The sequence below is a fragment of the Curtobacterium sp. PhB115 genome, assembly GCF_003752025.1.
Taxonomy (GTDB): domain Bacteria; phylum Actinomycetota; class Actinomycetes; order Actinomycetales; family Microbacteriaceae; genus Curtobacterium.
Genome location: NZ_RJKR01000008.1, coordinates 110383 through 124866 on the forward strand (window position 1 = coordinate 110383; position 14484 = coordinate 124866).

Sequence of the window (14484 nt, forward strand, 5' to 3'; positions counted from 1 at the left end):
GGTGGCGGTTCCTGCTCGCCGGTGCCGGCGCACGACCGGTCGTCCGGCGAGGGCTGCTGATGGCGGTCACAGCTCTGCCTCCTTGCGGTTGAGGAGCCACGAGATCGGCACCATGATCGCCGTCACGACGATGAAGAGCACCACGTTGCCGGCGGTCGACAAGCCGTAGAACCCGGCTTGGTACTGCTTGTAGATCACACTCGCGATGACGTCACTGGTGAACCCTGGACCACCACCGGTCATCGCCCAGATCAGGTCGAAGGACCGCAACCCGCCGATCAGCGACAGGATGATGACCGTGCCCATGGCCGGGCGGGACAGCGGCAGCGTGATGTTCCGGAAGATCGACCACGCGCTCGCGCCGTCGACCCGGGCCGCCTCGAAGTACTCCTGCGGGATCGCCACGATGCCGGCGATGAAGATGAGCGTGGCGATGCCGACGCCCTTCCACACGTCGACGGCCGCGACGCTCCACAGGGCGAGGTTCGGATCGGTCAGCCAACCAGGGGTCGGCAGGCCGACCGATCCGAGCAGCCCGTTGATGATCCCGTGGAACGGGTCCATCAGGGCCTTGAACGTGATGCCGATGCCGATGGTCGACACGAGCACCGGGAAGAACACGACCGCCCGGAGGTAGCCGCGGCCCAGGACGGGCGACGTGAGGAGCAGGGCGAGGGCGAGTCCGATGACCACCTTCGCCGCGCTCGTCACGAAGCCGTACTGGAATGTGTGCACGAACCCGGAGACGAGCTGCGGGTCCTGGAAGAACCGGACGAAGTTGTCGAAACCGATGAAGGTCTGGTCGAACAAGGTCCAGCGGGTGAGCGAGAAGTAGAACCCGGCGAAGGTCGGGACCGCGAAGAACACGACGTACAGTGCGATCGCGGGGATGAAGAACCACGCGGGGTAGAACGAGCGCATCCTCTTGCGTGCCGGTCCGGCGCCGCCGGATCCTGCTCGCGTCTTCGCCGGCTCGAGTGCCGTCGTGAGCGTCGCGGTCATCGGCTCACCAGCCCTTGATGCCGAGCTGCTGCGCCTGCTGGACGACGTCGTCGTCGTACTGGTCAGCGCCCTTCGCCGCGTTGGTGATGCCCGAGCCGACCTGCACGCAGATCTTCTCGAGGTTCGGACCCTTGATCGGGGACAGGAACTCGAGCGCCGGGCTCGCCTTGCCGTCGTCGAGGTACTTCTGCAGGTCGTCGATCATCGGCGGGACGTCGTCCGGCAGCGAGCAGGTCGAGATGACGTACGGGCCACCGGGCGTCCCGGTGTCGTTCTGCACCTTGCAGCCGTCCGTCGAGTTCGCGAAGGCGATGAACTTCTTCGCGGCGGCGAGCTGGTCGCCCTCGGTCGTCTTCGGGATGTAGAGACCGTTCGGCTCCCAGATGGTCAGGTTCGTGTCGTCGGCGTCCTGGGCCGGCAGCGCGAACGCTCCGATGTCGTCGACCGCGTCGGGGCTGTCCTGCTGCAGCGTGGAGATCGCGTTCGTCAGCATCGGGTACTGCGCCCCGGTGCCGTCGGCGAGCATCTTCAGGCCGTTCGCCTGCGTGGCGGACGCGAAGTCCTCGTTGTAGAGGTCCTTGTCCTTGCCCTCGGCCAGGTGGTCGAAGCCGGCGAGTGCGGGCTCGTCCGCGTAGGACTCCTTGTTGGCGGTGTAGTTGTCCGCCCAGTCCTTGTCCTGCGCCGTGATGTTGGCGAAGTCGCCGAGCACGAAGAGCTGGCTGGTCCAGGTGTCGCCGTAGGTCTGGATGATCGGGGCGACCTTGCCGGCGTCCTTGATCTTCTCGCTGTTGCTGATGAACTCGTCCCACGTGGTGGGGACCTTGAGCCCGAGGTCGGCGTAGACCTTCTTGTTGTACATGACGCCGCCGCCGAAGCTCGTGCCGAACGGGGCGCCGTAGACACCCTTGTCGGTGCTGACGACCTTCGTGAACTGCTCGTCGACGTCCTTCGTCCAGCTCTCGTCGGACAGGTCCACCAGGGTGTTGTCCGGGTTGAGGGCCTGCATCAGCGAGCCGGAGTTGTAGTTGAAGACGTCGGCCATCTCGCCGGTGGACAGCTGGGTCTTCACCAGGTTGTCGCCGTCGGTGCCCTGCGGGCGGGTGTCGAACTTGACCGTGATGTCGGGGTTGGCCTTCTCGAACGCGGCGATGAGCGGCTTCGCGGTGGCTGCGGTCGCGGGTGAGTTGTCGGCTTGGTAGGTGATCTCCACCTTGCCGCCGCCTTCGTCGGCGGAGCCGCCGGACGAACACGCCGCGAGTCCTCCGATCAGGACCGTCGCGCCGCCGATGGCGACGAGACGTTTGACGACGGCGCGCGTGGTGAGCGACCTCGTGGTCAGGGACCTCGTGGTCAGGGAACGAGCTGACATTCCTTACCTCCTCGTAAGGCCCGGGGCGGGGGTACCCCGGGTGAAACGGACCCGGTTCCCGCGTCGTCGCGGGTGCCGGTTGCTGCTGTTTAGAACGTTTCAATCAGGATGGAACCACGTGGATTGAAGCGTGTCAATCGCTGTGCCGATTTCGTTACGCGATCCCGGCGCGCTGCCGCAGTGTGCGAGGTTCCGTACGTGGTGCGACCCCGCGCGGGTCGCACGGTGCGCGGAACCTCGCACGGTGCGGTGGGCGCGCCCGTCTGCGGGCCTGGAGGCGCGTGGCGGCGCTGCGCCGTGCCTCCCGTCCGCCTGTTGGTCGCGTTCACGAGCGCGTGGCGCGTATCGGGGCGGTGTGCGAGGTTCCGTACATGGTGCGACCCCGTGCGGGTCGCACGGTGCGCGGAGCCTCGCAGGTGCGGTGGACGTGCCCGCCTGCGGGCCTGGAGGCGCGTGGCGGCGCTGCGCCGTGCCTCCCGTCCGCCTGTTGGTCGCGTTCACGAGTGCGTGGCGGCGTATCGGGCAGCGTGCGAGGTTCCGTACGTGGTGCGACCCCGCGCGCGCCGCACGGTGCGCGGAACGACGCACGGTGCGGTGGGCGCTGGCGCGCTCAGGCCTCCGTGCGGCGAGGGTCGCTCGGCGGGGTGACCCTCGCGGCGGCAGCACCGGCACGGCCGAGCGTGCTCTCACGGGGGACCAACTCACTGCCGAGGACGACCGTGCGGTGGACGTGCATCGGGTCGGTGAGTTCCTCGAGCAGGAGTTCCACGGCCGCTGCCCCCATCTCGGACCCGTGCATCGTCACCGAGGTCAGCGGCACCGCTCCGCCCCACGCGACCGAGTTGTGGTCGCAGCCGGAGACCGGGATGTCCTCGGGGACGCGGATCCCGGCGGCGCGGAGCTCCGAGACGACCGCCATCGCGAGCAGGTCGGTGACGCCGAGGACTCCGTCCGGGCGCTCGTGCTCGGGCATCCGGGCGATGCGGACGCCGGCGTCGGTGCCTCCCGGCGGATCGATGTCCCCGGCGTCGATGTCGATGAGCTCGACTCCCGGATGGGCCGCGACGGCCCGGAGGAGGCCGGCGCGACGTCGGCCGACGGGCTGCAGATCGGGACGGGCGCTGACGAACCCGATGCGTCGGCAGCCTTGCGTGATGAGGTGCTGCGCGGCGACGTACCCGGCCTGCTCGTTGTCGACGACGACCGAGCAGGCGTCGACCTCGGTGGGCTCGTAGTTCACGTAGACGACCGGGAGTCCGTGCTGCTTCGCGGCGTCGACCTGCTCGCGGGACTCCGTCATCGAGGCGAGCAGGATGCCGGACACCCGGGTGCTCTCGAGGAACGCCAGGTGTTCGCCCTGCGCCTCGAGGTCGTTCTCGCTGCTCGCCACCAACAGGGTGTTGCCGCGCTCGCGGGCCGTGGTGTGTGCGCCGCTGACGACGTCGGTGAACAGGGAGTTCCGCAGTGAAGCGACGACGAGCCCGATCGCCCGCGTGCTGCCGGAAACGAGGGCCCGGGCATTCCGGTTCGGTGTGTACCCGAGCTCGGCGATGGCGTCGTGCACCCGTGCGGCGGTGGCGTCGGCGACGCGCTCGGGGTGGTTCAGGACGTTCGACACCGTCGCGAGGGACACACCCGCGCGAGCGGCGACGTGGTGCACGCTCGGCGGTCCGTCGCGCCGGGGGACATGCACCATGCTCCGATCGTAGGCGGCGGGCGGCGGGGCCGTGCCGTGCCGGGCGGGCGGGCGGGCGGCGGGCCCGGGCCGGGCGGCGGCGAGTTTCGCGCTGACCGACAGATTTCGCGTGAGCTGGCCCGTGAGATGTCGCTCAGCCCGAAACTCGGCCGGCCGCGCCCCGCGCCACCACCCGCGCCCGCGAGCAGCTCGCGCCCGCGCGCGGCCCGCGCCCGCGGCCGCGAGCAGCCCGCGCCCGCGCCCGCGCCACCACCCGCGCCCGCCCCGCGCGCTACGCCTCGGCGACGGTGGACTGGCGCACCACGAGCTCCGGCGTGAACTCGACGTGCTCGAGGTCGATGTCCTGCCCGAGCTCCACCTGCTTGGTGAGCAGGTCGATGGCACGGCGCCCGAGGTCCTGCGCTGGCTGCCGCACCGAGGTGAGCGGGACGACCGCTGCCTCGGCGAAGGCGATGTCGTCGTACCCCACGATCGCGATCTGCTCCGGGACGGCGATGGTGCCGCGCATGATGAACGCCTGCTCGAGGCCGACGGCGAGCAGGTCGTTCGCGGCGAACACGGCGTCGGGTCGATCGGCAACCGGACGCGCCTGGATCGCCTCGCCGATGCGCCGCCCCTCGAGCACGGAGAGCGAGGTGGTGGACAGGACCTCGAGCCCGATCCCCGCGGCACGTGCGGCAGCGAGGGCTCCGGCATGCCGATCGGCCACCTGGCGGATGCTCGACGGTCCGCCGACGAACGCGATGCGCTTCCGCCCGATGGCCGCGAGGTGCTCGACCGCGATGCGCCCACCCGCGACGTCGTCGACCGAGACGGAGGCGAAGTGCTCGTCGTCGGCCCGCCGGTCGACCAGGACGACGGCTGTTCCCTGGTCGCGCAGGCGGGCGAGCCGGGTCAGGTCGTCGCCGGCGGGGGAGATGAGGAGTCCGGCGACCCGGCGCTCCTCGAACAGGTCGACGTAGGTGCGTTCGCGGTCGGTGGACTCGTCCGAGTTGCCGATCAGGACCGCGAGGCCCTTGTCCATCGCGGCGTCCTCGGCACCGCGAGCGACGTCGGTGAAGAAGGGGTTGCCACCGTCGAGCACGATGAGCCCGACGGTGGAGCTGCGGCCGGCCCGGAGCTGCCGGGCGGAGTCGTTGCGCACGAAGCCGAGCGTCGCGATCGCGGACTGCACCCGTTCGACGGTGCTCGGCGCGACCTTGTCCGGCCGGTTCAGGACGTTCGAGACCGTGCCCAGGGACACGCCGGCGAGCGCTGCCACCTCCCGCACACTGACCGCCATGTGGTCATCCTGGCATCGCGGGTGGTCTTCCGGGGCGGTGCGCGCCGTGATCTGTGGAAAACCCGGACTGGAGGCGCGGTGCGGGCTGGACCCGCGCCTCCAGGCTCGTGGGTGGTCCTGACCACCGCACGGTGCGAGCTTCCGCGCATGGTGCGTTGGGCGCGTGGAGGGTGCGGTCCGTCTCGCCGCGGAACGCACGGTGCGAGGTTCCGCGCGCTGTGCGGCGTGCTTGGGGTCGCACGCAGTGCGGAACCTCGCACACTGGGGCGGGCGGGTCGCACCGTGCGAGGTTCCGCGCACGGTGCGGGGCGGGCGCGCGCGTGGTCGCGCCGGACGCACGGTGCGAGCTTCCGCGCATGGTGCAGGGCGCGCGGGGTGCCACACCGCGCGGAACCTCGCACGCTGCGGAGCGCGCTGCGGAGCGCGAGGCGGAGCGCGAGGCGGAGCGGAGCGCGAGGCGGAGCGGAGCGCGGCGCAGGGCGGAGCGCGGGGCGGGCGGAGCACGGGGCGCGCACACGCAGGACTTGCCAGTTCGTGGTGGGCGGCGCTATCGTCCTCGCTGACCCGTTGAAACGATTCACCGACGAACACGCGAACGGAGGACCAATGGCGGTCCGCATCGGAGCCCGGAACACCACGGGTTGGAAGGCCACCATCTCGGTGGCCATGTCGAACTACATCGAGTCGGGGTCGATCATCGCGATCGCCACGAGCCTCAGCCTCTGGCAGGCGCAGTTCCACGTCGGCGACCTCGAGGTCGGACTCCTCGCGAGCCTGTCCGCGAACGCGTTCGGCGCCGCGGCCGGAGCCATCATCGGCGGCCCCCTCTGCGACCGCTACGGCCGGAAGTTCATCTACACGTACGACCTGCTGCTCTACATGCTCGGGATCCTGCTCGCGGTGTTCGCCGGCAGCTACGGCATGCTCCTGGTCGGCTTCATCCTGACCGGCATCGCGGTCGGCGCCGGTGTCCCGGCGAGCTGGACCTACATCGCCGAGCAGGCCCCCGCCGACAAGCGTGCGGCCCACGTCGGCACCGCGCAGCTCGCCTGGTCGATCGGCCCGATGGTCGGGTTCGCACTCGCCATCGCCGCAGCACCCCTCGGCCTGCTCGGCAGCCGCCTGATCTTCGCGCACCTGTTCGTCGTCGCCGCGGTCGTGTGGTGGCTCCGCCGCGGCCTGCCCGAGTCAACGATCTGGAAGGACGAGCGCGCCGCGACCGGCACCGCGAACTTCTTCCACGGGATCACGCAGCTGTTCAGCCGCCGCAAGAACCTCACCGCGATGCTCTTCCTGTTCGGCGTGTACGCCCTCTGGAACACCGTCGCCGGGCAGGCCGGCATCTTCCAGCCGCGCGTCTACTCGGCCACCGGTGTCACGAGCGTGCCGGAGCAGTACGGACTGCAGATCCTGGTGTGGGGCTGCACCGTGGCCGCGACCTACTTCGGCTTCATGCGGTACGGCGACCGGGTGAGCCGTCGCCTGCTGTTCGCCCTCGGGGCCGTGCTCGCGATCATCGCCTGGGCCGTCCTCATCTACGCGCCGGCGAACCTCGGCACGCTGCTCTTCTTCGCGATCGCATGGGGTATCTCGTCGGGCATCGGCGCGCAGGCGTTCTACGGCCTGTGGACGAGCGAACTCTTCGCGACCCGGTACCGCGCGAGTGCCCAGGGTGTGCTGTTCCTCGCTGCCCGCGTCATGGTCGGCCTGCTCAGCATCTGGTTCCCGCTCCTGCTGTCGGACATCGGGCTGCGCGGCCTCGGCGGACTCATCATCGGGCTGCTCGCGCTGTCGTTCCTCATCGGCACCATCTGGGCACCGCGCACGCAGGGGATGACCCTCGAGGCGATCGAGGCCGAGCGCTACGGCACCGTCACGACCGTCACCGGAACCGTCCGTACCGCCGATGAGCACGCCGTCCACGAAGCCGAGCAGCGCCGTCGGGCCGAAGCCGAGGCCGACCGGTGACCCGGGTCTGCTTCCGCCTCCAGGTGCAGCCCGAGCTGCTCGACGCCTACCGGGAGCGGCACGCGGCGGTGTGGCCGGCGATGCTCCGGGCCATCGCCGGGGCAGGGCGTCGGAACTACTCGCTGTTCCTCGACGACGACGGGCTGCTCATCGGCTACTACGAGACCGACTCGGTCGCCGACGCCGATGCGGCACTCGCGGCCAGTGAGGTCGCTGGTGCGTGGGAAGCGCACATGCAGGAGCTCTTCGCGGGCGCCTCGGGGCGGGCGGACCGGACGGCGCGGGTGCTGCCCGAGGTGTTCAACCTCGAGGAGCAGCTGGCCGCCGCCGGCGAGTAGCGCGCCGCGGGGGCCGGGCGGCCCGGGCCGCGCCGCCCGGGCCGCCCCGCACGCGCCGCGAGCCACTTCGTGAGCAGGAATGGTCGGGTGCGGATCAGGCACCCGACCATTCCTGCTCACGAAGCGCAGCGCCCCGGGTACCGTCCGCGGTATGGCTGACGTGACCCATGCCTCCGACCTCGGGATCGACCTGTCCGACGGCAAGCCCCAGCAGCTCTACCGCTGGTTCCTCGCCAGCATGCTGTTCGGGCGGCCGATCCGGCAGGAGCGGGCGGCCGAGACGTACCACGCGCTCATCGAGCACGGCTTCACGAGCCCCGGCAAGTTCGCAGGGGCCGGGCGTGAGCAGCTGCGCGGGGTGCTCGACGAGGGCGGGTACGGCCGGTTCGACTACCAGATGACCGACGCCCTGCACGAGACGATGCGCACGCTCGACGCCGACGAGGGCTCCGTGTCGCACCTGGTGAAGACCGCGGCGTCGCGGAAGGAACTGCGTGAGCGGCTCGGGCAGCTGAAGGGGATCGGGCCGAAGACCATCGAGATCTTCCTGCGGGACATCCCGGACGAGGTCCTGCCGGACTGAGCGCTGCGAGTCCGCGAGTCCGCGAGCCACGAGTCACTTCGTGAGCAGGAATGGTCGAGTGGGGTGACCCGACCCGACCATTTCTGCTCACGAAGCGCCCGCGAAGCGCCCGCCTCGCCTACACGGGAACCGACGCCTGCCACGTGCCGTGGGTCAGTGGCGCCGCCGGGGCTCCCGGCAGGTCGAGCACCGCGGTCGCGCCGACCGGCACGGTGACCGTGACCGACAGCGTGCCGTCGACGACCTCCCAGTCGATCGACGCCCGCCCGTGCGGGGTGTCGAGCGCCGCTCCGGCCGAGGTCAGGCCACCACCGGGACGCGGGGCGAACATGATGTCCCCGTAGCCGGGCGACGCGAGTGCGATGCCGGCGACCACCCGGTGCATGAAGTCCGCGACCGACCCGAGGGCGTAGTGGTTGAACGACGTCATCCCGCCGGAGTTCACGCGGCCGTCCGGCAGCAGCGAGTCCCACCGTTCCCAGATCGTCGTCGCGCCCTGCGCCACCGGGTACAGCCACGACGGGCACTCGTCCTGCAGCAGCATCGCGTAGGCGTCGTCGAGGTGTCCGGCCTGCAGCAGTGCGTCGCAGACCACGGGTGTACCGGCGAACCCGGTACCGATCCGGTGCCCGTTCGACCGCACCAGGGCGGCGAGCCGTTCGCCGACCGGTCCTGAGGCATCGACGAGCCCGAACACGATCGCGAGCGCCGACGACGCCTGCGAGTCGTCGAGCACCTCGCCGGCGTCGGACAGGAACCGTTCGCGCCATGCGTCCCGGATCCGTGAGGCGAGCGCCGCGTAGTGGTCGGACGAGGACTGGTCCCCGAGCACCGCCGCCCACGCCGCCAGTACCGACGTCGATCGGTAGGAGTACGCCGTCGCCAGGCAGTACTTGTCGGCCTTCGCGGCGGCGGCGTCCTCCGGCGGAGCGAGCGGGTCGAGCCAGTCGCCGAACTCGAAGCCGTCGACGCGCACCAACGACTCGTCCGAGGTCGCGTGCACCCCGTCGACCCAGGCCTTCGCCGAGGCCCACTGGTCCTCGAGCAGCCCGACGTCACCGTAGGCCCGGTACAGCTCCCACGGTGTGAGCACCGCCACGTCGCCCCACACGGCGGCGTGGTTGCCCTCGGGGTCGGCGCCGGGCAGCGTCGGCACGTAGTGCGGCACGCCGCCGTCCGGTCGCTGCTCGAGCGCGAGGTCCCTCAGCCACGACCGCAGGACGCCGGCGCAGTCGTACAGGAACGCCGCGGTGGGCGTGAACACCTGCAGGTCGCCGGACCACCCGAGCCGTTCGTCGCGCTGCGGGCAGTCGGTCGGGATGTCGACGAAGTTGCCGCGCATCGACCAGACGACGTTCTCGTGGAACCGTTCGAGTCGCGGGTCCGAGCAGTGGAACCACCCGGTGCGGCGCAAGTCCGAGTGCAGGACCTCGGCGACGATGTCCCCGGGCTCGAGCGTCGCGGTCGGCCATCCCTCGACCTCGGCGTAGCGGAACCCGTGCACCGTGAACCGCGGGTGCCACGTGCCGGTGCCGTCGTCGGACGGCCCGGAGTAGAAGACGTCGGTGGCCTTCGCGGTGCGCAGTGGCCTGGTGGCGAGCTCGTCGTCCTGCATGACCTCGGCGTGCCGGATCGTGACGCCGAACGGTCCGACCGGGTGGTTCCGGATCCGCAGGCGGCCCGGCAGGTTCTGCCCGAAGTCGAGCTGGATCGCGCCGGCGTCCCAGCGCCGTGACCACGTCGGTTCGATCTCGTCGGTCACCCGGACGACCGGGCCGTCGGCGGCGACGAGCGAGGCGGACGGGCGGTCCAGGACGTCGACCGGGTCCCAGTCGGAGTCGTCGAACCCGACGGCCTGCCAACCGTCGGGTTCGACCCTGCCATCCCACTTCTCTCCGTCGTAGAGGCCGGAGAGCAGGATCCCGGCGCGTGCGGCGCGCCAGGAGTCATCGGTGCCGAAGGTCTCGGCGGTGCCGTCCTCGTACTCCACCTCGAGTTGGGCGATGAGTGCGAGGCGGTCGCCGTAGACGTTCCGCATGCGGTCGTCCCAGGTGATCCGGCCGCGGTACCAGCCGTCCGCCAGGCGCGCGCCGAGGACGACGTCGCCGCCCTGCGACAGGTGTCCGGTGACGTCGTGCACGAGGTACCGCACGCGGTGTCCGTACGACGTCCACCCCGGCGCGAGCTCGGCGTCGCCGACGCGCACCCCGTCGATGGTCACCTCGTGCAGGCCGAGGCTCGCGACCGCGAGTCGCGCCCGGCGGACCGGCCCGCGCAGCGGGACCTGTCGCCGGAGCACCGGCGGTGCCTGGTCGACACGGGTGTTCTCCCGCCAGGGCGCGGCGACGAACGAGGCGGTCCAGTCGCTGTCGGCCAGGAGGCCCGCCTCGACCTCCAGGGGCTCGCTCCAGTCGGTCGCGTGCTCGGCTCCGGTTCCGTCGTCGCCCACCACACGGACGCGCCAGACCGCGCGCTCGCGGGACGCCAGCGCTGCGAACGGCCACGCGACGAGGACGCCGGAGCCGTCGACCCGGGCGGTGGAGCCGGCGTCGTCGCCCGCCGACCGCGAGACGAGTTCGATGTCGGCTCCGGTCGGGGACCAGCCCGCGGGGGCGTCGGGCACGAGCCACGACAGGCGCGGTGTCGGTGAGCCGATCCCGAGGGGTTCGCGGAGGTGTTCGACGCGGAGCCCCGACGGGGCGACCGTGTCCTGCGGGCCGGTGTCGGGCCTCCCGGCCGGGTGGGAGCCGGCCACACGGCGGGCGGTGGATGTCGTCGTGTCGGTCATGCGGTGCCTTTCGTCAGTCCTTGATGCCGGACATCGTGATTCCCTGGATGAAGGTCTTCTGGGCGAAGAAGAACAGGACCACGATGGGGATGAGGATGATGGTCGAGACGGCCATCAGGGGGCCGACCGCGGTGTCGCCCTGTGCGCCCTGGAAGAACGTCAGGCCGAGCGACAGGGTGTACTGGCTCGACTTCGTCAGGTACAGGAGCGGGCCGAGCAGGTCGCTCCAGGACGCCAGGAACTGGAAGAGCATCACGGCCGCCAGCGCGGGCTTGCAGAGCGGCAGGATCACCTGGAAGAACACGCGCAGCTCGCCGGCGCCGTCGATGCGTGCGGCGTCCGACAGCGCTTCGGGGATGCCGAGGAAGAACTGGCGCATCAGGAAGATGAAGAACGGGATGCCGAAGAACGTCGGCACGATGAGCGGCAGGTACGTGCCCGTCCAGCCGATGTCGCGGTAGGCCACGAACAGCGGCACCATCGTGACGTAGAACGGCACCATCATCGTCGCGATCAGGATCGTGAAGATCCCGTTCCGCCACGGCCACCGGATCTTCGAGACGCCGTAGCCGACCATCGCGCTCGACAGTGCCGCGCCGATCATCGAGGGCACGCAGATCACGAGCGTGTTCCAGAAGTACTGCAGCAGCGGGAACGTGGCGAGGCCGTACGAGAAGTTGCCCGTCGTGATGGTGTCCGGGAACCACTTCACGGGGAACGCCCCGATGTCCGCCTGGGTCTTGAACGCACCGGTCACCATCCAGAACAGGGGCATCAGGAACACGACGCTCAGCACGATCAGGACGGAGTGCTTCGCGATCGACTCGGCGACCTGCGGCCAGGTGCGCTTGCGGTGCTTCGGGACCGCGCGGCTGGGTTCGGCGGTGCCGGGGCGGCCGGGCTGTCCCGGCTCGAGGGCGGCAGCGGCCGCGCCGGTCGGACTGTCGATGGCGGTCATCGTGCCTCACCTCCGTAGTAGACGCGCCGGCCGATGATCCGGTACGCCAGGATCGAGACGGCGGCGATGATCACGAAGAGCACCCATCCGACCGCGCTCGAGTACCCGAGTTGGTAGTGGTAGAACGCGGACTGGTACAGGTAGACGCCGGACACCAGGGTGGATCCTGCTGGGTCGCCGTACCCGCCCGTCATCACGAACGCCTGCGTGAAGTACTGGAACCCGGCGATCAGGCCCGTGATCGTGGCGAACAGCAGCTGCGGGCTGATGAACGGCAGGGTCACGTTGCGGAACTGCTGCCAGGTGCCGGCGCCGTCGAGGGACGCCTGTTCGAGGAGGTCCTGCGGCACGCCCTGCAGGCCGGCGAGCAGGATCACCATGAGGTTGCCGACACCCCACAGCCCGAACAGGATCAGCGCGGGCTTGGACCAGTCCGGGTCGGAGAGCCAACCGGGGCCTTGGATGCCGAACAGGCCGAGCACGTTGTTGATGACGCCGTACTGCGGGTTGAGGACGTAGGCCCAGATCACCGCACTCGCGACGATCGGCACGATGGACGGGACGAAGAAGACCACGCGGTAGAAGCCGAGGCCCCGCACCCGCCAGTTCAGCAGCAGTGCCAGGCCGAGCGCGACGGCGATGCCGAGCGGGACGGAGATCACCGTGATGAAGAGCGTGTTGCCGAGCGACAGCCACCACTGGCCGTCCGCGAAGAGCGTCCGGTAGTTGTCCCAGCCGATCCAGTCGCGACTGCCGCCGAGCAGGTTGGCGTTCGTGAAGCTGTTCACGGCACTGGTGATGATCGGCCCGCCGGTGAAGGCGACGAGACCGATGATCGCCGGTGCGGTGAAGAACAGCCCCCACAGGAACGTCTGCCGCTGCGCGCGCGTGCGGGGGATCCAGTGGGTGAGCCAGCTGGATCCCTTGTCGCGCGAGCGCGGTCCGCTGGTCGTGATGCTCCGTGTGACGGTCACGGGTGCTCCTTCCGGAACTCGTCGAGGGCGGAGTTGACCTGCGCGGCGACGCTCTTCATGGCGCGCTCGGGGGTCGTCTTGCCGTAGATGGCACTGCTGACGGCGACGTCGAGTGCCGTGGCGTAGGTGCTGGCGACCGGGATCGTCGGGCGGATGTTCCGTGCGGACAGCAGGCCCTCGCGGTAGATCGCGACGGTCGGGTCCTCGCGGAACTCCTGCAGGACCGGCGACTTCGTGTAGCCGGGCAGCAGGGTGCCGTTCGTGAAGTTCGCCTGGGTGCCCTCGTCGGACGTGGTCGCGAACTGCAGGAAGTCCCACGCGGCGTCGTGCTCCTTCGACTCCTTGGGGATGAAGAGGTCGTAGCCGCCGAGCCAGGTGGCGCTGCCGGGGGTACCGAGGCCCTCGGCGTAGGGGAAGAGTGCGGCGCCGAGTTCGACCTTGGACGCGTCGCCCTGCTTGTAGACGTTCGCGCTGTCGGTCGTGGTCATGGGTGCCATGCCGACGTTGCCGCTCGCGATGGACGGCAGGGTCTGCGACGGGGCGGTGACGGCGAGCTGGCTGGCCCCGCCGACCTTCTTCGCGTAGTCGCACATCCACTGCAGCCCCTGCACGATGTTGTCGTCGTCCGGGGTCGCGACCTGGTTGTCCTCGCTCATGAACTTGCCGCCGAAGGCGAAGCCCAGCGTGAACATCGAGTTGCTGAAGCCGTAGTAGTCCCACGGGATCGTGCCGATGCGGGTGATCCGTCGGCCGTCCTTCTGCAGGATCTTGTCCGAGAACCGGTCGAGCTCGTCGATGGTCTTCGGCGGTGTCTCGGGGTCGAGGCCGGCGGCGGCGAAGACCTTCTTGTTCCAGAACAGCGGGAAGTTGACGTCGACCAGGATGGGATGCGCGTAGATGCCATCGGTCGCGGTCATCTGCTTCCACACCGCTGGGGCGTAGTCGGCTTCGCCCAGACCGGCCTTCGCCATGTAGCCGTCGAGCTTCGTGACGACGCCGTACCCGGCGAACTGCGGGTACTCCTCGGGCGTGCAGAAGGCCAGGTCGGGCGGGGTGCCCGCGGCGATGGCGGTCTGCAGACGGATCTGGGTGTTGCCGGACAGCGGCGCGTACGTGACCCGGACGCCGGTGTGCGACTGCGACTTCTCGTAGAGCTCCCCGAGCAGCACCCAGGCGTTGCCGAGGGTGCCGCCCCAGATGTTGTAGAGCTCGATGACGTGGTCGCGGCCCGGTGCCGGGTCCTTGCTGAGTCGGATGCCCTGCTGGTCGGCGGCGACCGCGCCGCCGCTGATCACGGTGCATCCCGCGAGCCCGATCGTCGCTGTGCCGGCGGCGATCGCTGCGAGGAACGCCCGACGCGACACGTCGCGCGGCGCGGGCCTGGTGGGTGGGTGTGGTGGTCGGCTCGACATCGAGTCCCTCCGGTCATCTTCGTTGACAATCGGCACACCGTCCGGTGCAGGTGAATCGTTTCACCGGGCGGCTGGCGACAAATGTACGACGCTCCGGGCCGGAGCGCCAGCATT

General features: G+C 70.2%; 11 protein-coding genes. 3 read left to right on the plus strand and 8 right to left on the minus strand.

Annotation, left to right across the window (positions count from 1 at the left end; genetic code table 11):
* Positions 1-66: 66 nt before the first annotated feature.
* The 4 genes from EDF19_RS12025 to EDF19_RS12040 form a co-directional block, all read right to left on the minus strand.
* A complete protein-coding gene (locus tag EDF19_RS12025; protein WP_123681124.1) occupies positions 67-1002 on the minus strand; it encodes a carbohydrate ABC transporter permease in 936 nt (311 codons plus the stop codon).
* A gap of 4 nt (positions 1003-1006) precedes the next feature.
* Positions 1007-2371: an ABC transporter substrate-binding protein gene (locus EDF19_RS12030; protein WP_123681125.1), complete on the minus strand. Its 1365-nt coding sequence runs from the start codon at positions 2369-2371 to the stop codon at positions 1007-1009.
* Between the two features lie 610 nt (positions 2372-2981).
* Positions 2982-4067 (minus strand): LacI family DNA-binding transcriptional regulator, encoded by a 1086-nt coding sequence (locus EDF19_RS12035; protein WP_123681126.1) that lies wholly within the window; start codon positions 4065-4067, stop codon positions 2982-2984.
* A 271-nt stretch (positions 4068-4338) separates the two neighbouring features.
* Entirely contained in the window at positions 4339-5349 is a 1011-nt protein-coding gene (locus tag EDF19_RS12040) for a LacI family DNA-binding transcriptional regulator (RefSeq protein ID WP_123681127.1), read from the minus strand.
* Positions 5350-5955: 606 nt separating this feature from the next.
* Between EDF19_RS12040 and EDF19_RS12050 the strand changes: the two genes are divergently transcribed.
* The 3 genes from EDF19_RS12050 to EDF19_RS12060 all read left to right on the plus strand — a co-directional run bounded on the left by EDF19_RS12050 (position 5956) and on the right by EDF19_RS12060 (position 8238).
* On the plus strand, positions 5956-7317 hold the full coding sequence (locus tag EDF19_RS12050; RefSeq protein ID WP_221180658.1) for an MFS transporter: 1362 nt from the start codon (positions 5956-5958) through the stop codon (positions 7315-7317).
* Positions 7314-7655 (plus strand): L-rhamnose mutarotase, encoded by a 342-nt coding sequence (locus EDF19_RS12055; protein WP_123681128.1) that lies wholly within the window; start codon positions 7314-7316, stop codon positions 7653-7655. Before EDF19_RS12050 ends, EDF19_RS12055 begins: the two co-directional genes overlap by 4 nt.
* Before the next feature lie 151 nt (positions 7656-7806).
* Positions 7807-8238, plus strand: a complete 432-nt coding sequence (locus EDF19_RS12060) for a DNA methylase (protein ID WP_123681129.1) — start codon at positions 7807-7809, stop codon at positions 8236-8238.
* 118 nt (positions 8239-8356) lie between these two features.
* On the opposite strand, the gene EDF19_RS12065 is transcribed toward EDF19_RS12060, so the two are convergent.
* Genes EDF19_RS12065 through EDF19_RS12080 form a run of 4 tightly spaced genes read right to left on the minus strand, consistent with a single transcriptional unit; the run spans position 8357 to position 14322 of the window.
* On the minus strand, positions 8357-11026 hold the full coding sequence (locus EDF19_RS12065) for an alpha-L-rhamnosidase (protein WP_123681130.1): 2670 nt from the start codon (positions 11024-11026) through the stop codon (positions 8357-8359).
* Between the two features lie 13 nt (positions 11027-11039).
* Positions 11040-11984: a carbohydrate ABC transporter permease gene (locus EDF19_RS12070; protein ID WP_123681131.1), complete on the minus strand. Its 945-nt coding sequence runs from the start codon at positions 11982-11984 to the stop codon at positions 11040-11042.
* Positions 11981-12958, minus strand: coding sequence for a carbohydrate ABC transporter permease (locus EDF19_RS12075; protein WP_208320968.1), 978 nt, complete (start codon positions 12956-12958; stop codon positions 11981-11983). Before EDF19_RS12075 ends, EDF19_RS12070 begins: the two co-directional genes overlap by 4 nt.
* Entirely contained in the window at positions 12955-14322 is a 1368-nt protein-coding gene (locus EDF19_RS12080; protein WP_221180659.1) for an extracellular solute-binding protein, read from the minus strand. The genes EDF19_RS12075 and EDF19_RS12080 overlap by 4 nt, the downstream gene beginning before the upstream one ends.
* Between the last annotated feature and the right edge of the window lie 162 nt (positions 14323-14484).